At 56.7% G+C, this 18,356-nt stretch carries 18 protein-coding genes; 7 read left to right on the top strand and 11 right to left on the bottom strand.

Going from position 1 to position 18,356, the window contains the following annotated elements:
- Positions 1–354: 354 nt before the first annotated feature.
- The 6 genes from D0C27_RS07950 to coq7 are packed head-to-tail and all read left to right on the top strand — an operon-like array spanning position 355 to position 5,243.
- A complete protein-coding gene (locus D0C27_RS07950) occupies positions 355–2,010 on the top strand; it encodes a cbb3-type cytochrome c oxidase subunit I (protein ID WP_035271261.1) in 1,656 nt (551 codons plus the stop codon).
- A gap of 7 nt (positions 2,011–2,017) precedes the next feature.
- Positions 2,018–2,608, top strand: a complete 591-nt coding sequence (locus tag D0C27_RS07945) for a cbb3-type cytochrome c oxidase subunit II (RefSeq protein WP_026485025.1) — start codon at positions 2,018–2,020, stop codon at positions 2,606–2,608.
- Positions 2,609–2,663: 55 nt separating this feature from the next.
- A complete protein-coding gene (locus D0C27_RS07940; protein WP_026485026.1) occupies positions 2,664–3,251 on the top strand; it encodes a c-type cytochrome in 588 nt (195 codons plus the stop codon).
- Positions 3,252–3,272: 21 nt separating this feature from the next.
- Positions 3,273–3,908 (top strand): SCO family protein, encoded by a 636-nt coding sequence (locus tag D0C27_RS07935; protein ID WP_009461119.1) that lies wholly within the window; start codon positions 3,273–3,275, stop codon positions 3,906–3,908.
- Positions 3,908–4,543 (top strand): hypothetical protein, encoded by a 636-nt coding sequence (locus tag D0C27_RS07930; protein ID WP_035271257.1) that lies wholly within the window; start codon positions 3,908–3,910, stop codon positions 4,541–4,543. The genes D0C27_RS07935 and D0C27_RS07930 overlap by 1 nt, the downstream gene beginning before the upstream one ends.
- A gap of 31 nt (positions 4,544–4,574) precedes the next feature.
- Positions 4,575–5,243: a 2-polyprenyl-3-methyl-6-methoxy-1,4-benzoquinone monooxygenase gene (coq7, locus tag D0C27_RS07925; RefSeq protein WP_009461117.1), complete on the top strand. Its 669-nt coding sequence runs from the start codon at positions 4,575–4,577 to the stop codon at positions 5,241–5,243.
- A gap of 610 nt (positions 5,244–5,853) precedes the next feature.
- Here coq7 and pyk read toward each other — a convergent pair.
- From pyk to gcl, 6 genes are all read right to left on the bottom strand, one after another.
- Complete coding sequence (pyk, locus tag D0C27_RS07920; protein ID WP_060186271.1) at positions 5,854–7,275, bottom strand: pyruvate kinase; 1,422 nt, start codon at positions 7,273–7,275, stop codon at positions 5,854–5,856.
- Between the two features lie 29 nt (positions 7,276–7,304).
- On the bottom strand, positions 7,305–7,703 hold the full coding sequence (locus D0C27_RS07915; RefSeq protein ID WP_009461115.1) for a GlcG/HbpS family heme-binding protein: 399 nt from the start codon (positions 7,701–7,703) through the stop codon (positions 7,305–7,307).
- A 22-nt stretch (positions 7,704–7,725) separates the two neighbouring features.
- Entirely contained in the window at positions 7,726–9,003 is a 1,278-nt protein-coding gene (locus D0C27_RS07910) for a glycerate kinase type-2 family protein (RefSeq protein WP_060186272.1), read from the bottom strand.
- 221 nt (positions 9,004–9,224) lie between these two features.
- The gene (locus tag D0C27_RS07905; RefSeq protein WP_035271253.1) at positions 9,225–10,109 is read right to left on the bottom strand and encodes a 2-hydroxy-3-oxopropionate reductase; all 885 of its coding nucleotides are present in this window, start codon (positions 10,107–10,109) and stop codon (positions 9,225–9,227) included.
- A 39-nt stretch (positions 10,110–10,148) separates the two neighbouring features.
- Positions 10,149–10,937 carry a hydroxypyruvate isomerase gene (hyi, locus tag D0C27_RS07900; protein ID WP_137430721.1) on the bottom strand — a complete coding sequence of 263 codons (789 nt, stop codon included), beginning with the start codon at positions 10,935–10,937 and terminating at the stop codon, positions 10,149–10,151.
- 28 nt (positions 10,938–10,965) lie between these two features.
- Positions 10,966–12,741, bottom strand: a complete 1,776-nt coding sequence (gene gcl, locus D0C27_RS07895; RefSeq protein ID WP_035271252.1) for a glyoxylate carboligase — start codon at positions 12,739–12,741, stop codon at positions 10,966–10,968.
- A gap of 110 nt (positions 12,742–12,851) precedes the next feature.
- Here gcl and D0C27_RS07890 point away from each other — a divergent pair, with 110 nt between their 5' ends.
- Positions 12,852–13,769 carry a LysR family transcriptional regulator gene (locus D0C27_RS07890; protein WP_026485032.1) on the top strand — a complete coding sequence of 306 codons (918 nt, stop codon included), beginning with the start codon at positions 12,852–12,854 and terminating at the stop codon, positions 13,767–13,769.
- A gap of 65 nt (positions 13,770–13,834) precedes the next feature.
- Here the strand turns inward: D0C27_RS07890 and D0C27_RS07885 are convergent, their stop codons facing one another.
- The 5 genes from D0C27_RS07885 to D0C27_RS07865 form a co-directional block, all read right to left on the bottom strand.
- The gene (locus D0C27_RS07885) at positions 13,835–14,710 is read right to left on the bottom strand and encodes a hypothetical protein (RefSeq protein ID WP_115634274.1); all 876 of its coding nucleotides are present in this window, start codon (positions 14,708–14,710) and stop codon (positions 13,835–13,837) included.
- Positions 14,711–14,905: 195 nt separating this feature from the next.
- Positions 14,906–16,390 carry a nucleobase:cation symporter-2 family protein gene (locus D0C27_RS07880; RefSeq protein ID WP_083054174.1) on the bottom strand — a complete coding sequence of 495 codons (1,485 nt, stop codon included), beginning with the start codon at positions 16,388–16,390 and terminating at the stop codon, positions 14,906–14,908.
- Positions 16,391–16,763: 373 nt separating this feature from the next.
- Complete coding sequence (locus D0C27_RS07875; protein ID WP_009461108.1) at positions 16,764–16,949, bottom strand: 4-oxalocrotonate tautomerase; 186 nt, start codon at positions 16,947–16,949, stop codon at positions 16,764–16,766.
- 27 nt (positions 16,950–16,976) lie between these two features.
- Complete coding sequence (locus D0C27_RS07870) at positions 16,977–17,768, bottom strand: class II aldolase/adducin family protein (protein ID WP_137430720.1); 792 nt, start codon at positions 17,766–17,768, stop codon at positions 16,977–16,979.
- Positions 17,765–18,277 carry an ureidoglycolate lyase gene (locus D0C27_RS07865; protein WP_035271249.1) on the bottom strand — a complete coding sequence of 171 codons (513 nt, stop codon included), beginning with the start codon at positions 18,275–18,277 and terminating at the stop codon, positions 17,765–17,767. The genes D0C27_RS07870 and D0C27_RS07865 overlap by 4 nt, the downstream gene beginning before the upstream one ends.
- Positions 18,278–18,356: the final 79 nt, after the last annotated feature.

Below are 18,356 nucleotides of genomic sequence, written 5' to 3'. Positions count from 1 at the left end.
ATCAGAGCAGAACCATGCTCTTTGTAAGATTTAGACTGGTTTTGTTGTTTGTCCTAGGATAAACTGCTGTGCGGTACACGGCATTTTGAAACAGATATGTCACAGGGGTTTACCCTCGCCTATAATGGCTGTCGCCCGTATACCAAAAAATGTCGTGCTCGTATTTGTTCTGTCTCAATAAACCTTGCTTTCAATGGGGGCTTTATTCGGACGTCACAAGCGGGTGTTTTAACATGACGGCTCTCGCGACCTAGGCAGTCGCAGATTTTTTGCGTCCATGCTCTTTTGATCTGCGACGCGTCAAGGTGCCGCCGAGCTGCTTGGCAGCTTCACATTAACCAGGCCTGGATCATTGTGAATACCGTTTCAATACTGCTACTAGCTTTCATATTGTCCGTTACAGGACTCTTTGTTTTCATCTGGTCGTTACGCCGTAACTTCTTTGACCACAGTCCCGCTGCTTCGCGAGAGATCTTCTCCAAAGGCGAAATCGGGCAGGTAGATGACCCCTCCGCCACCCCTGAGCAACGTCAGGCACTTCAAGAAGAAATGGGCCGCAAGGCAATTTCGGCTGAAGATCGTCAGGCGCTGAGCCTTGAATTGGCAGAACGCGTGGAAGCCGACCGCTCCTCCGCCAAGGTCACGTTCATTTTGCTGGCCTGTTCGGTCTTCTGGCTGATCTTTGCCTCGACGGCAGGCTTGATCAGCTCGATCAAGCTGCACGATCCCGAATTTCTGACGCAACACGCCTGGATGACCTTTGGTCGCATGCGTACGCTGCACCTGAACGGTGTGGCTTACGGCTGGGCTCCAATGGCCGCGTTCGGCGTTGCCATGTGGATGCTGCCTCGTTTGCTCAAGACTCCCCTGATCGGTGCGCGTTATGCCATCACGGGCGGGATCTTGTGGAACATTGGCCTGGCTATCGGCCTGACATGTATCGCGATGGGTATCACCGACGGTATGGAATGGCTGGAAATGCCTTGGCAGGTTGATATCCTGATGGTTATCGGTGGTGCTCTGGCTGCCTTGCCTTTGGTCTTCACCTTGCAAAACCGTCGTGCTCACCACCTGTATGTGTCGGTGTGGTACATGGGCGCAGCCCTGTTCTGGTTCCCTATCCTGTTCCTGGTCGGTAACCTGCCTGCCGTGCACGTGGGTGTTGAACAAGCAACCATGAACTGGTGGTTTGGCCACAACGTGCTGGGTCTGTTCTACACCCCGATGGCTCTGGCTTCGGTGTATTACTTCCTGCCCAAGATCATCGGTCAGCCTATCAGCTCCTACAACCTGTCTCTGGTGGGTTTCTGGGGTCTGGCATTTTTCTACGGTCAGGTTGGTGGTCACCACCTGGTTGGCGGTCCTGTGCCCCAGTGGATGGTTACCCTGTCCATCGTGCAAAGCATGATGATGATCATCCCTGTGCTGGCTTTCTCGATCAACCAGCACTACACCATGAAGGGTCACTTCCGTACCCTGATTCACTCGCCCACCCTGCGCTTTATCGTGCTGGGCGGCATGATGTACACCGTCAGCTCCATTCAAGGTTCTTTTGAAGCGCTGCGCAGCATCAACACGATTACCCACTTCACGCACTTCACGGTTGCCCACGCCCACATCGGCTTGTACGGCTTCTTTACCATCGTGATGTTCGGTGCCATCTACTACGTGATGCCGCGCGTGCTGTCCTGGGAGTGGCCTTACCCCAAACTGATCTCCCTGCACTTCTGGCTGGTTGTGATTGGTTTCTCCATCTACGCTATTGGTCTGAGCATTGGCGGTTGGCTGCAAGGTCTGGCCATGCTTGATCCTGCCAAAGCCTTCATGGAATCGGTGTTTGTCACGATGCCTTACCTGAAGTCGCGCTCGATTGGTGGTGGTTTGATGACTCTGGGTCACCTTGTGTTTGCCTTCCACTTTGTGGCAATGGCTTTGCGCTATGGCAGCCGTCGTATTGGTCCAGCCCTGTTTCACCAGCGCTCGGCAACTCGCAATGTAGTGGAGGCATGATTTAGTCATGGAAAGCGAATACAAACTATTGGGCGGCGCCATGGTGACGCTCGCCCTGGCCACATCGGCTCTGGTCGTTGTCCCTTACCTGCAAGTTAAAAAGGTGGAGCCTTCTCCAGGCCTGAAGCCTTACACGGAAGTGCAACTGCGCGGCCGTCAGCAATACATTGATATGGGCTGTGTCTACTGTCACTCGCAGCAGCCACGCAGCCAGAACCAGGCTCCTGACTTCCAGCGTGGCTGGGGTCGTGCCTCGGTAGCAGGCGACTACTTCTACGACACACCTCACCTGCTCGGCACCATGCGTACTGGTCCAGACTTGCTCAATATTGGTGCTCGTCAGCCTAGCGTGGACTGGCACCTGGGTCACTTGTATCAGCCTCGTGCTTATACTCCTGGCAGCAATATGCCTTCTTACCCCTTCATGTTCGAGCTCAAGGACAAGGCAGAGGAAGGCGACAAGGTTGTCAACTTGCCAGGTGATTTCGCACCAGAAGGCAAGGTGGTTGTGGCCAAGCAAGAGGCCCTGGACCTGGTTGAATACCTGTTGGCGCTGGATCGTACGTATCCCGTAGCGCCAGCCAGCGTTATCAAATAAACAGGCATTGCTGAGCTAGCGCGCCCCGCAAGGCGGGGCGCCTCGGAGAATTAGAATGAGCGACAATCGTAAATATGAAGCACAGCTGCGTGAGCATTCCGATCCGGAAGAAAACGCAGCACCGATCCCTTGGGTGGTTCTGCTGATCATTGCAGGTCTGTTCCTGTGGGGCATCTACTATATTTTCAGCAGTGACCTGAGCCATGACGCAACCGTGGGCGACAACCGTATCGTTGCCGACTTCGAATTGCCAGAAGGCGCGGTAGATGGTCAGCAGCTGTTCGTAGCCCAATGTGCCGCCTGTCACCAGGCAACGGGCGCCGGTGTTCCAGGCGTGTTCCCTCCGCTGGTGGGTTCCGAATGGGTACTGCGCAAGCCTGAAGTTTTGGTCCAGATCATGCTGCACGGTATTACGGGTGAGATCACGGTCAAGGGGAATAAGTACAATGGTGCGATGCCCGAGTTCCGCGAGAAGTTCAATGACGAGGAAATGACGGCCGTTGTTAATTACCTGCGTACAGAATTGGGTGGCAATAGCGCCGATCCTGTGGACGTGGCCTTTGTCAAAGCCGAACGTGAAAAAACAGCTGATAAAACCGATCATTGGAATGGGGACGCTGATCTGGCTCCCATGGAAGAGTAAGACTGAAATGATGGGCCAGCGATGAGACTATTTATAAGTATTCTCCTGGTCTTCGCCCTGGGTATTGGGGCACTGGCCCATTTGACGCAAGGGTTCTCCGCCCTGACAGCCGAGACGGCCCGTCGCAATGATGTTGCCGCTTCGCCGCGTCTGATCTCCGATGTCGAAGTACTGCTCCCTGCCGGGGGCAGTACCCAGCTAAGCTCTCTGCTGCAAAACGATGGCCGTATCACCATCGTCAATTTCATCTATACCCGCTGTGTCACGCTATGTCTGGCGATGGGCTCGGAGTATCAGCAACTGCAAAAAGCGATTGTGGACGAAGGCTTGCAGGACCGTATCCGCCTGCTGAGCATCAGTTTTGATCCCACCGATTCGCCTGATCACCTGCGCCGCTATAGCAAAACCATGAAGGCCAACCCGGATGTCTGGCAATTTGTCACCATGATGCCCGGCGAACAGCGTCAACGTGTGCTGGATGATTTTGGTATCGTCGTTATTCCCGCCCCTTTTGATGAGTACGAGCACAACGCGGCCTATCACGTTGTCAGTGCCGAACCGCGCCTGGGTCGTATCGTGGATTACGGTGAACCTATGTTGGCCCTGGCGTATGCCAAGCGTGCCCTCGAGGATCTGGATAAGAAGGGAGCGATGTAATGTCTTTAAAACGTGTCGTCGAATCCCCTAAAGTACGTCCTTATTTTGGTAGTGCCCTGGCATTGGTGGCAGCTTTGCTGTTTGCTGCCGCAGCCTTCTGGGATCGCCCGCTGACCGCCTCCATGAGTCTGCACATGCTGGTGCATATTCCCTTGTTGGTCCTGTCGGGCATTACCTTGCAACTGGCCTTGCGCTACCAGGGAGTTGGACGTTCGGCTGCCATGCAGTCTTTACTACGCCCGTATTACGCCTTGAATGAATATGGTTTGCCTGGCCTGATCATGGTCAGCTTTGCGGCGGCTTACTGGATGGTTCCCAAAGCACTGGACGATGTGCTGGTATCGCCTCCCATGGCCACTGCCAAATATATCGGTCTGGTCTTGATGGGCATGTTGTTCATGGAGTCCTGGCGCCGCGCCCATCTGGTGTTTCGTCTGTTCTTCTTTGGTAACTTCAGTTGGATGATGGCCATTGTTGGTCTGCTGTATTACGACAATCCGGTTCGGCTCTGTAATTTCTATCTGCAGTCTGACCAAGAGATTGCCGGCATAGGCCTGGTTATCATGGCTTGTGTGCTGCCATTGCTTTGGCTCTTGTCTGAGAGCAAGGCAGTGATCGCCTTTTTGCGGCAATAATACCCATCCATTTTGTTTTGCAGGTGTCCTCATGAGCCATACCGTTTCCAACAGCGATACCCGTCTGTACCGACGCAACAGCTTTTTTGACCAGATTCTGAGCGAGACGAATCGGGCCCTGGAAGTATTGGGACGTTCGGCACGCGCGTCGCGCCCGAATCCCGCTGGCAAGGAAGTGTCCGAGATTACGGCTGACGAAGCCCGCCATGCTGCCGGCTTGATGCGTGTGAACCATGTAGGCGAGATTTGCGCCCAAGCCTTGTACCGTAGCCAGGCCATGTTGTGCAAAGATCCCCAGGCAACCGAAGTGCTGCTGCAAGCTGCGCAGGAAGAGGTGGATCACCTGTCCTGGTGCGATGACCGTTTGCGCGAGCTCGATAGCCGCCCCAGCGTGTTCAACCCCTTGTGGTATGCCGGTTCTTTCGCGTTAGGCTTGCTCGCCAGCCGGGCAGGGGTGCCTTATAACCTGGGCTTTATGGCCGAGACCGAGCGCCAGGTTGAAGAGCATCTGGAAAGCCATCTGGAGTCCTTGCCTGCTACAGACAATCGCTCGCGCCGGATCGTAGAAAAAATGCGCGATGACGAGATTGAGCATCGTCGTACCGCCGAGAATCACGGGGCTGTGGGTTTGCCTCCACCCGTTAAAACCTTGATGCGCATGATGTCCAAAGTCATGACGACGACGGCTTATCGCCTGTAAAACGGGGTTCTGGGCCAAATCACTTATTGATGAGTGCCGAGCCTTCATGGATGCAAGTAGCAAAACGGGTCAGTAATTGACCCGTTTTGCTTTGTAGGTTTGGAGCTTGTTTGGCGGCTTAGGGTTAACGACTAGATACCTGGAATGAGATTTGCGCTAGGGAATTGATGCATTAAAGCGACAAGATGGGCATCTAAGGGTTTTCCACAGCATTTATCTTGCATTGCACCATTTTTGTGGGTAGACTTTAGTTATTGGATGTTGAAAAGAAAGCGGGAAAAAAGCACAAGCGTAATAACCCTTAGCTTTCTGGCTCGATACTTTATCTGGTAGCCCAACTTGCCACGATTGTCTCCTCCACCCTCCTCCTTTGGTGGATTTGCCCGAGATCTCTAGATCTCGGGTTTTTTTTTGCCCGTATCTTTTGTTTGTGAGTGTCCTGTCTTGAAGGGCCAGCATTTACGGGGCTTCTGGCCTTGTTGATGCCCGTGCGGCTCGCCGTCGCTGTTTTGGCTTCACGTGAAAAAAATACTGCACAGTCTGAATAGGAAAAGCCTTGCCCATCATTGTGGATGGACAAGGCTTTTTTTATCGCCAAGGTTGAGCGAACTTACTTCTGTGGAACCGTGGCCACATGCAGCAGGTTGGTGCGACCGCTGGTGCCAAAAGGAACACCGGCAATCATCACGATGGTGTCGCCCGCCTGAGCGAACTCATGCTGCGCTGCCATATCGGTAGCGTGGTCGATCATCTCGCCCAGATCGCTGACGTCCTCGCAAGGCACGGCATGGACACCCCAGGCCAAGCTCAGACGGCGTGCGGTTTCCACACGGGGTGTCAGTGCCAGGATAGGGGCGATGGGCCGTTCACGGCTGGCACGCAAGGCGCTAAAGCCAGTCGTGGTGTAGGCCACGTTCGTTGCCGGTTCCAGAATGCTGGCCACGCGACGCAGGGCGCAGCAGATCGCGTCTGCGGTGCTGGCTTCAGCGGTGCTGTGGTTGGCTTCCAGAATGGTGCGCCAGCTAGGATCGTTTTCGATCTCCTTGATGATGCTGTCCATGATGGACACCGCTTCCAGTGGAAACTGGCCGGAGGCCGATTCGGCGGACAGCATGACGGCATCGGCACCCGAATAGATGGCGGTAGCCACGTCGGAAGCTTCAGCACGTGTAGGCACCGGCGAGGTAATCATGGATTCCAGCATCTGTGTAGCGACAACCACCGGACGGCCTGCCGCACGGGCAGTACGCACGATTTGACGCTGCAACACAGGCACGCGTTGGGGTGGGACTTCCACGCCCAGGTCGCCACGTGCCACCATCACGCCATCACACAGCTGGACAATTTCTTCCAGGTGTTCCAGCGCTTGTGGTTTTTCCAGCTTGGCCATGATCCAGGCCTTGTCGCCGATCAGCTCGCGGGCTTCACGGATGTCGCCAGGACGTTGCACAAAGGACAGCGCAACCCAATCCACGCCCAATTCCAGTCCAAACTTCAGATCGATCAGGTCTTTTTCGGTCAAGGGCGAGATAGGCAGTACCACGCCGGGTACGTTCACGCCCTTGCGGTCGGACAGCGGGCCGCCGACCATGACCGTGGTTTCTGCAAAATCCGGACCAAAGCTGTCCACACGCAGACGCAGCTTGCCGTCATCGAGCAGCAGGTCTGTCCCATCTTCCAGTGCAGCGAAGATTTCGGGGTGGGGCAGGTAGGCACGCTGGCTGGTCCCTTCGGCGGGGTCCAGATCCAGGCGGAATTTCTGGCCGGTTTCCAATGTCACGCGGCCATCTTGCATTTTGCCAACGCGCAGCTTGGGCCCTTGCAGGTCCATCAGAATACCGATACTGCGACCGGTTTCCTTTTCAATCTGACGAATGGTGTGATAGCGCGCGGCATGGTCTTCATGTGTGCCGTGGCTGAAGTTCAGGCGGAACACATCAGCGCCGGCCTCGAACAGTTCACGAATGCGTTCTGGCGTAGAACTGGCAGGACCCAGGGTAGCCAGAATGCGGGAATGACGTTGACGTTTCATGGGTTGTTGTCCTTAGGGGGATCGATAGCTCAAAGAGCAGCGATACCGGCGCGGGCGATCTGAGCGTCTTCAGGTGCCTTTACGCCGGACACGCCGACTGCACCAATGACTTGACCGTCCACCACAATCGGCTCGCCGCCTTCCAGTGGCGTGATGGGCATGGACAGAGCGGCAAAGCGACCATTGTTGACCATGTCTTCAAAAACCTTGCTGGGCTTGCCACCGCCCAGCACGCATGTGTGTGCCTTGGCGGGAGCAACCTGCGCGCTCATCAAGGGAGCGCCGTCCATACGTTGCATCCAGAGCGCGTGACCGCCTGCATCGCAAATGGCGATGCTGACAGCCCAGTTGTTCTTCAGCGCTTCTTGCTCGGCAGCAGCAGCAATTTTTTTAACATCGGCCAGGGTCAGTACTTTCGTGTCTCTCATGTCCAGTCCTTTAAGAAAAGCGTTAATCGCTAGGGGGTAAAACCAGAATTGCACGGAAATCGTTGACGTTGGTTAGGGTAGGGCCCGTAACCAATGCGTCATCCAAGGCTTCAAAGAAGCCATGACCATCATTATTGTCCAGACTGGCCCTTGGGCGTATACCTTGTTGCCAAGCACGCTCCAAAGTGTCCGGACCGCAGAAGGCTCCGGCAATTTCTTCCTGGCCATCCACACCGTCGGTATCGCCTGCCAAACCGTAGATACCGGGTGCCCCGTTCAAGGCAATGGCGGTGGACAACAGAAACTCCACATTGCGACCGCCACGGCCCTGGCCGCGCAAGGTCACGGTGGTTTCTCCGCCCGAGAGCAGCACGCAGGGGGCCTGGGCAGGCTGGCCATGCTGGGAAACGCTCAGGGCAATACCAGCCATGACTTTGCCTACATCGCGCGCTTCGCCTTCAATGCTGTCGCCCAGCAAGACGGGACGCACGCCACGGGCTTCAGCGACACGAGCTGCAGCCAGCAGGGCCAATTGGGGTGTAGCAACCAGATGGGTGGTGACATGAGCCAGGCGTGGATCGTCGGGTTTGATGGTTTCGCCATCGCCGCTCTCCAGCAGGGCACGGGCTGCGGCTGGAATCTCGATGCCGTAGCGGGTAATGATTTCCAGCGCTTGCTCGCACGTGGTGGGATCTGCCACCGTGGGGCCAGAAGCGATGTCCATGGGCTTGTCGCCGGGAACATCGGAAATCAGCAGGTTCAGGACGCGGGCGGGGGCACAAGCCGCTGCCAGACGGCCACCTTTGATGGCAGACAGGTGGCGGCGTACCGTGTTCATCTCACCAATTGAAGCGCCCGATTTGAGCAGCGCTTTGTTGATGGCTTGCTTGTCCGCCAGCGTGATGCCTTCTCCGGCCAAGGGCAGCAGAGACGAGCCGCCACCGGAAATCAGGCAAATAACCAGATCGTCTTCGTTCAGATCGCTGACCGTGCGCAAAATTTCGCGGGCCGCGTCTTCACCGGCCTGGTCCGGCACGGGGTGAGAGGCCTCCAGAATCTTGATGTGATCACAAGGCACGCCGTAGCCATAGCGGGTGACGACAACACCGCTGATGGGGCCTTTGTCCCAGTGACGCTCCAGTGCCTGGGCCATCGCTGCCGATGCTTTGCCAGCACCGATCACAATGGTGCGGCCTTTGGGAGCATCGGGCAGATAAGGCGGGATGCAATGTTCAGGCTGAGCCGCGTTGACGGCAGCTTGAAACATTTTGCTGAGTAAGTCTTGTGGCTCGATCTTCATGGGTCAATCCTAATGCAGAGTGACGGCAACAAACCATCTTACTGCGCTACAACACGCCTTCACCTCCCTGCTTTGACTTGCAGCCTTCTAGAAAGGGTGTGCTGTCTGGGGGGCTTGGCGGTAAAAAAAAGCGGGCCGCAGCCCGCTTGCTGGATGTCCCGGTCGTACTGGCTTGATATCTGGAAAAAACCAGTCCGGACGGGAGCATCCTTGAACCGATCTTATTGACCAATCTCGTAGTTGGCCATGATTTCCAGAGCGCGGACCATGGCGGAGTGGTCTTGTGCGGCGCCACCGTGGGCGGCGCAGGTATTGAACAGCTCCTGGGCCGTTGCGGTGTTGGGCAGTGCTACACCCAGCTGGCGCGCCGTGGTCAGGGCCAGGTTCAAGTCTTTCTGGTGCAGTTCGATGCGGAAGCCTGGATCAAACGTGCGCTTGACCATGCGCTCACCGTGAACTTCCAGAATACGGGAGTTTGCGAAACCGCCCATCAGCGCTTCACGAACCTTGCCCGCATCGGCACCGGCTTTGGAGGCCAGCAGCAGGGCTTCGCCCACGGCTTCAATGGTCAAGGCCACGATGATCTGGTTGGCCACTTTGGTGATCTGGCCGTCGCCGTAGCCGCCGACCAGGGTGATGTTCTTGCCCATCAGTTCAAACAGGGGCTTGACCTTGTCGAAGGCTTCCTGCTTGCCGCCGACCATGATGGTCAGCGAGCCAGCCTTGGCACCGACTTCGCCACCGGACACAGGAGCGTCCAGGTATTCGCAGCCCAGCTTGACGATGCGCTCGGCAAAGTCTTTCGTGGCCACGGGGGAGATGGAGCTCATGTCCACCACGATCTTGCCAGCGCTCAGACCGGCGGCAATGCCGTCTTCGCCAAACAGCGCATCTTCCACGTGCGGGGTGTCGGGCACCATCGTGATGATGATGTCAGCCTGACGGGTTACTTCGGTGCCGTTGGCGCAAACGGTGGCGCCAGCTTCTTTCACGCTTTTGGGGAAGTCGCCACGGGTGTAGGCAAAAAGCTCATGACCACCTTTGATCAGGTTGACGGCCATGGGTGCGCCCATGATGCCCAAACCAATAAAACCGATTTTAGCCATTGTGTAATCTCCTAATAATTATCTGCAGGTATTCGACGATCAGGCAGTGACTTCAGTCAGTTCAGTCATCCAGCCCAGGCCATCCTTGGTCACGCCGGCGGGCTTGTACTCGCCGCCGATCCAGCCCTGGTAGCCAATGCTGTCGATGTACTTGAACAGCCAGGCGTAGTTGATCTCGCCTGTGCCCGGTTCGTTGCGGCCTGGGTTATCCGCGATCTGGATGTGTGCAATCTTGTCCAGGTGCTTTTTCATGGTGGCAGCCAGCTCGCCTTCCATGCGCTGGGCGTGGTAGACGTCGTACTGGATGAACAGATTGTCCGAACCCACGTCCTGCAACAGCGCCGCGGCCTGTTCGGTACGGTTCAGGTAGAAACCTGGAATGTCGAAGGTATTGATGGGTTCGACCAGCAGGCGCAGGCCGGCGTCTTTCAACTTGGCGGCAGCAAACTGCAGATTGCAGACCAAGGTCTTGTGAGCCAGTTCGCGGTCGGCACCTTCGGCCAGCTTGCCAGCCAGGCAGTTGACTTGCTTGCAGCCCAGTGCGGTGGCGTATTCAATGGCACGGCCTACGCCGTCCTGGAATTCACCCACGCGCTCGGGCAGGATTGCAATGCCGCGCTCGCCGCCGTCCCAGTCGCCCGCAGGCAGGTTGTGCAACACTTGGGTCAAACCGTGTTGTTGCAGTTTGTCAGCCAGCTGCTGTTTGTCGTAGGCGTAGGGGAACAGGTACTCCACTCCCTTGAAACCAGCTTCGGCCGCTGCCTGGAAGCGATCCAGGAAGTCGTGCTCGTTAAACAGCATGGTCAGGTTGGCGGCAAATTTTGGCATAGTGCTACTCCGTTTTTTAAATCAGCAATCAGTCCATCAGCGAGATGGCGGTGGGGGCGTCAATACCCGCTTCGGCCAGGGACTCGAATTCCGTCACATTGTGCAGTTCGGTACCCATGGCAATGTTGGTGACGCGCTCCAGGATCAGTTCGATCACAACCGGCACGCTGAACTCTTTCATCCATGCGCGAGCCTGTTCAATGGCGGGCTGGATGTCTTCGGGTTTGTGTACGCGGATGGCCTTGCAACCCAGACCTTCCACCACGGTGATGTGATCCACACCATAACCTTCGGTTTCAGGGGCGTTGATGTTGTCAAAGGCCAGCTGTACACAATAGTCCATCTCAAAGCCGCGCTGTGCCTGACGGATCAGACCCAGGTAGGCGTTGTTGACCAGAATGTGCAGGTAAGGCAGCTTGAATTGTGCGCCTACGGCCAGCTCTTCAATCATGAACTGGAAGTCGTAGTCGCCCGAAATGGCTACCACTTCGCGACCGGGGTCAGCCGCAACCACACCCAGTGCAGCAGGAATCGTCCAGCCCAATGGGCCTGCCTGACCGCAGTTGATCCAGTGACGTGGTTTGTACACGTGCAGGAACTGGGCGGCAGCAATCTGCGACAGACCAATGGTGCTGACGTAGGTGGTCGAAGGGCCAAAGGCGCGGTTCATTTCTTCGTAAACGCGCTGAGGCTTCAGGGGCACGTTGTCGAAATTGGTCTTGCGCTGCAAGGTGGCCTTGCGTTTCTGGCAGTCGGCTACCCAGGCGGCGCGGTCGCGCAGCTTGCCGGCAGCCTTGTACTCCTTGGCCACTTCAATGAACAGCTTCAGTGCAGCGCCAGCGTCCGAGGCAATACCCAGATCAGGGCCAAATACACGGCCGATCTGTGTAGGCTCAATGTCCACGTGCACGAACTTGCGGCCTTCGGTGTAGACGTCTACGGAACCGGTGTGGCGGTTGGCCCAGCGGTTACCGATACCGAATACAAAGTCCGATGCCAGCAAGGTCTGGTTGCCGTAGCGGTGCGAGGTTTGCAGGCCAACCATGCCAGCCATCAATGGGTGATCGTCGGCCACAGTACCCCAGCCCATCAGAGTCGGGATAACGGGTACGTTGACCAGCTCGGCAAATTCCTGCAGCAGCTCGGATGCGTTGGCGTTGATGACGCCGCCACCGGATACGATCAGCGGACGCTCGGAAGCGTTCAGCAGTTCGATGGCTTTTTCAGCCTGGGCACGGGTGGCAGCAGGCTTGTAGGCTTCCAGCGGGGAGTAGGTATCCAGATCAAATTCGATCTCGGCCATTTGCACGTCGATAGGCATATCGATCAGCACAGGACCAGGACGGCCAGAGCGCATGATGTGGAAAGCCTGCTGGAACACGCGCGGGATCAGATCGGGTTCGCGCACGGTGACGGCCCACTTGGTCACGGGCTTGGCAATGGATTCAATGTCCACGGCCTGGAAGTCTTCCTTGTACAGGCGGGCACGAGGGGCCTGGCCGGTAATGCACAGAATTGGGATCGAGTCAGCCGATGCGGAGTACAGGCCGGTGATCATGTCTGTGCCAGCGGGGCCGGAAGTACCGATACATACGCCGATATTGCCGGGATTGGCACGGGTAAAACCTTCGGCCATGTGGGAAGCTCCTTCCACGTGGCGGGCGAGAATGTGATCAAAGCCACCTTCCTTGCGCAGTGCGGAGTAGAAGGGGTTGATTGCGGCGCCAGGCACGCCAAATACGGTGCTCACGCCTTCTTTACGTAAAATCGCGGCGGCGGCGTCCACTGCTCTCATTCGAGCCATTGATATCTCCTAGATCATCGTTTGACGAAATTCACAACTCGATAATAAGGAGTGATAGCCCTGCCTAGAAATGGTGGTACGATTGTTTCTATCGATACTTGGAGTATTGAATGAGCCGTTATACCGAAATTCGAAGTTTTGCGCTGGTCGCTGAAAAAGGCAGTTTTGCGGCTGCGTCCGTGATCGAAGGCGTTACCCCGGTGGTGATGGGTAGGCGCCTGGATGCCTTGGAGCAGAGACTGGGAGTGCGTTTGATGCACCGGTCCACGCGCGGGCTGACGTTGACTGATCTGGGCGAGCAGTTTCTGGAGCAGTGCAAACAAATTCTGAAGGACTTTGAAGAGGCCGAAGCCAGCATCAGCGCCCAGCGTAAAGTGGTGCGCGGGCACCTGGTGGTATCGGCTCCGGCTGCCTTTGGGCGCCGTCATGTGGCACCGCATGCCTTATCCTTCAAGAAGCGTTACCCCGAGCTGAAGCTGTCTTTCAACTTCACCGACAGTGTGGTGGACCTGGTGCGCGAAGGTTATGACATGGCCTTGCGTATTGGCGAGGTCACTGACCCCAACTATGTGGCGGTACGTCTGTATCCGAACCGGCGTGTGGTGTGTGGTACGCCCGAGTATTTCGAGCGTCACGGGGTGCCGCGCGTACCGGAAGATCTGGCTCGTCATAACTGCCTGGCGTTCAATTTGCAGGGTGGGCAGCAACGCGGTTGGACCTTCTTGCGGGATGGTCGTCCTTTGGCGGTACGGGTTGATGGTGATCTGGACTGCAATGACGGTGAATTGCTCTTTAATTGGGTCAAGCAAGGTTGGGGGATTGGCTGGCGCTCCACCTGGGAAATTCAGCCAGAACTCAAGCGAGGCGAGCTGGTGACGGTGCTGAATGAGTTCGAGATTCCCAGCTACGACATCCAGGCGGTGTATCAGCAACAGCGTTATCTGCCAGCCAAAGTGCGACGTTTTATCGACTATTTGCGAGCCATCTACAACACCCCGGGTTATTGGGACGGCGAGGTGCAGTTCTAACTGCTTTGGTCTTCTGAATAAAAAAAACCGCTTCGAAAAGCGGTTTTTTTTATGCTGCATGGCGCTTAGAAGTGCCATTCCACTTGTACGGTGGGGGCGCTGGTTTTGATGCCAGGCTTCAGGTTGCCGTTCGCCATATAGCGATTACCGAACTTGTTGTACCAGTACTCGTAGCCAATACCCACCCACAGGGTGTTCTTCTTGTCGAAGGCCACTTTACCCACGTCAGCCATCAGGGAGGTACGGACCAGCACTTCAGACTTGGTGCTGATGCCCGCGTAGTCGTCACCCTTGGGGCCTGCGTAGTTGGCAAAGCCCTGGAACTTCAAAGGCACTGAACCCACATCAAAGGGCAGATTCCAGTTCAGGCTGGCCAAAAACTGGGTGTGGAAGGAGCTGCGGCTGTCGGGGCAGGCGGGAGCACCCAGACCGCAGTGGTTCCATTCCTTACCCACCATCAGGCTCAGGTCCACAAAACCTCGGGGGACATCGAATTTGAAGGTCGGGCCCAGCACCAGCAGGCGTTTGCGCGGTGCAAAGGCAGTGTTCTTGGTGTTCAGGTCAAAGCCTGCAGTAATGGCCACATCTTTCACGGGACCAAAGCTCAGATCCTTGTCGAATACCTTGCCCATGGAGAGCTGGTGACGGTAGGTGGCGTAGAACTCGGTGGCGCCATTGCTGCCATTGCCGCTGGACGGGTCGTAGCGATCCGACTGCAGAATATCCAGGTTAAAGAAGTTCTGGCCCAGGCTGTAGCCGTTAACGTGTGTCAGGCTCAGGATGTGCTTCTGAATAGTCCGATCGTTCATCGGCTCGGTGTATTGCGTGCTGAAGCGGTAGCCTAAAAAGGTGTCGCTCCAGTCGGCTGCCAAGGCGGGGCTGGACAGCAGTGGGGCGGCCAGCAGGGCGCATGCCCAGCGAGCAGGGTGTAGCTTTTTCATGGTGTCTCCTCTTTGTTTGAGCGCAAGCAGGTCCTTGGGATCTGATGTCCCTTACGGCCTGCGGCCTTAGTTTTCTTTGAGTGGGTGTTACTGACCTTGCTTAGATTAATTATGGACAGTCGATACTTTTATGAAGGTACTGCGGAAATTTGAACAGCCGCCCATTCCAGGCAGGGCGGCTGATCAAAAAGGGGCTTAGCCGTTTTGCGAGGCCAGGTGATTGCCGCTGTCTTCAGTCGCTTTTTGAGCGGCGGCCTGTTTGCGGGCCTGGGTAGCAGCGGTGGATTCAACGGTGTGACCTTGGTCGGCGTATTTTTCCATGCCGTTGAAAAACAGGTTCAACAAGATGGCAGATACGGCAGCCAGCAAGATTCCGCTATGCAGCAAGGGAGCCAGAGCAGGGGGCATCTTGTCCAGCAGGTGCTCGGCAACCAGGGGAATCATGCCAAAGCCCAGGCTGATGGCCACGATATAGGGGTTGTAAGGGTTGCGGTTCAGGTTGGCCGACATCAGGATCTTGATGCCGGTAGCGGCCACCATGCCGAACATCACAATGCCAGCACCGCCCAGAACGTAGTTGGGGATGGAGGCCACAATGAAAGCCATTTTGGGGAACAGGCCCAGCATGATCAGGAAGGCACCCCCCATGACACATACCCAGCGGCTGCGCACGCCGGTCACGCTGACCAGGCCCACGTTTTGCGAGAACGAGCTGTGCGGGAAGGTGTTCATGATGCCGCCCACCAGGGTACCCAGACCGTCGGTACGCAGACCGCGCACCAGCGCTTCTCGGTCGGTAGGACGGCCGCAGATGGAACCCAATGCCAGGAACATGCCCAGAGACTCAACCATGATCACCACCATGATCAGGGACAGGACTGCCGCTGCGCCCAGCAGGGCCCAGCTGAAAGTAGGCACGCCAAAGTGGAATGGAGTCACCACCGCAAACCAGCTGGTCTGATCCAGACCTTCAAAGGTGATGCGACCCATGGCCAAAGAGACAAAGAAACCGACCAGCAGACCAATCAGCACTGCCACGTTTGCCAGGAAACCGCGTGCAAACTTGGTGATCAGCAGGATCACAGTCAGCACCATCAGGGCAATGCCCAGGTTTTCCAGCGAGCCGTATTCGGGGTTGGGGATGGACAGGCCGGTGGCGGCGTCAGTAATAGTAGGGGAGCCGCCGCCGATCCAGTTCAGACCCACGCGCATCAGCGTCACGCCAATCACGGTAATGATGATGCCGGTCACGACCGGGGGGAACAGGCCCATCAGACGGCTAAATACCGGAGCAATCAGAATACTGAAGATACCGGCCAGAATGGTGGCGCCGAAAATACCGGGCAGGCCCAGTTGCGGATCCAGGCCAATGGCGATCATGGGGCTGACCGCTGCAAAGGACACGCCCATCATGACGGGCAGTTTGATACCGAACATACCCAGGCCACGAGCCTGGATGATGGTGATCAGGCCACAGCACAGCAGGTCGGCATTAATCAGAAATGCGATCTGTTCCTTGGACAGGCCCAAGGCCGCACCAATGATCAGGGGGACAGCAACTGCGCCCGCGTACATCACCATGACGTGTTGCAAACCAAGGGTTGCCAGGCGCCCCGTTGGTAGGCGTTCGTCTACACCGTCACAAGCAGCAGGTGTGGACACTTCTGGGTTGGCGGACATCCGGGTCTCCTTATTAATACGTTATGCGCAGCCGATGCCTGGGCCGCGTAAGCATAAAGTTATCGGATGGGCCGTATCACTGGAAGGCAGTACGGCTTGATAAGTAGAATACGTAAAAGCGTATGGCAGGCTGATGCTGACAGGGGGGAAAGGATATAAGCCCTGTAGATGGGGCCTGTGTTCAGGCCACGCCCTAGCAGATTCCTGCTTTTTTCATGCATTTTTCAGTGCTAGGGGTATTGCCCACCTAGTCCGTCCTGAAAATCTATGTTAGCAGCCTCCAAACTACTGTTTGATTTACGTTTGAAGAGCCGTTAAGGTGCTGAAAGATATAAAAAAAGCGGCCTTGAGGCCGCTTTTTCATGGGTCTGAGTTATTTGTCCGACCACAGGACGCCGGCCGTGGCCCAGTCCTCGCGTTTGACGTCGGTAAAGACCACATCGACGGCCTCCGGGGTACAGCCAAGCACGCGACAGGCTTCTTTAGTCAGGGCCTGGGCGAGCTCACGCTTGATTTCCACGGGACGGCCGTCGAATAGTTGTACGTTAATAGAAGGCATAAAAGCTCCGTAGGGGTGGAAAGGGTCTTAGCGGCAAAAATCCGGCTCGCTCTGATAGAGCTTGCGCAGCAAGGCTGGCCATTCTAACAAGCCCTCTGGCTCATCCCCGGGTAAAAGCTGGCGATGTGTCAAATCCAGCACATCCGTTGGGGGCAGGTGCAGTTGCGGGCTGGCAGCCATGGACGAGAGCTGAATGCGACAGGCGCGCTCCAAGGCATCCATCAGGACATAAGCTTCGGCAACAGTACGGCCACAGGTCAGGGCGCCGTGATTGCGCAAGAGCAGGGCGGGATAGGAGCCTAATTGCTTGAGCAGGGCCTCTTGCTCCTGGGGCGGGAAGGCCAGACCGGCATAGTCGTGATAGCCAATATCCTGCCAGAACCGCATGGCGTGTTGCGATAGAGGCAGCAGTCCACAGGACAGAGCCGAGACGGCAATCGAGGCATCTGTATGTAAGTGGATGACACAGTGTGCATCCGCTCGGGCGCGGTGAACGGCGCCGTGAATGGCAAAACCGCTGGGGTTGGCACGACGGCCTGTGCCGTCCACAACCTGGCCCTGGGTATCAATCAAGAGCAGATTGGAAGCGCAGATTTCATCAAAGCGCAAACCGAAGGGATTGATCAGGAAAGTGTCGTCGTGGCCGGGCAGGCGCAGGGAAATATGGGTGTAGATGATATCGTCCCAGCCCTGGCGGGCCGCCAGCCGGTAGGCGGCGGCCAGATTGACACGGGCGCGCCAGTGCTCAGGATCAATATCGGCCGGACGATGGGCGTAAATGGCCGCTATGTCCGGCGTGATGGGACAGGACTGGCTCACGCTGCTGTGGTTTCCAGTTCAGCAATGATGGCTTTTTCTTCCAGCTGAATCACATCGCAGTTGTCGCCGGGACCTTTGCGATCAATCACGATGAAGTCGGCCACTTGATTCAGTGCCATCAAGGGGTGGTGCCAAACGCCAGTTGCGTAGTTCACGCCCTGGTCGCCACGGGCCAGGAACAGGCGTAGATCGCTTGCCTTGGGAGTCGGGCCAGCAGGGGCCACAATCACCAGATACGGTTGGCCGGACTGCGGAATGAAGGCCTGGCTACCTTTGGGGTGGCGTTCCATCATTTCCACGGTAAAGGGCAGGGTGCGTGGCTGACCACGGAAAATGGACACAATCGCGTGGCCGTCTGCACCCGGCTCGATCTTGGCCAGGTCGTGGTAGCGCTCGGTATTGCCTTCATTGATGGTGAAGTGCTGAACCGTGTCGGAGGCCTCGATGACATCACCAAAGGGGGCGAAGGCTTCGGCTGTCAGGGTTTCCAACTTCAATGTGATTGTCATGGCAGAGGTCCTTGATAAGGCAGACCCGCGTGGGGCTGAAAGCAGCCGCGCCACGAAGGGTCAGAGGAAACAAAGGGCA

The sequence above is a fragment of the Alcaligenes faecalis genome (assembly GCF_005311025.1).
Lineage (GTDB): Bacteria > Pseudomonadota > Gammaproteobacteria > Burkholderiales > Burkholderiaceae_B > Alcaligenes > Alcaligenes phenolicus.
Note: the sequence above shows the minus strand (reverse complement) of the source record. Positions and strands in the feature narration are given on the sequence as shown.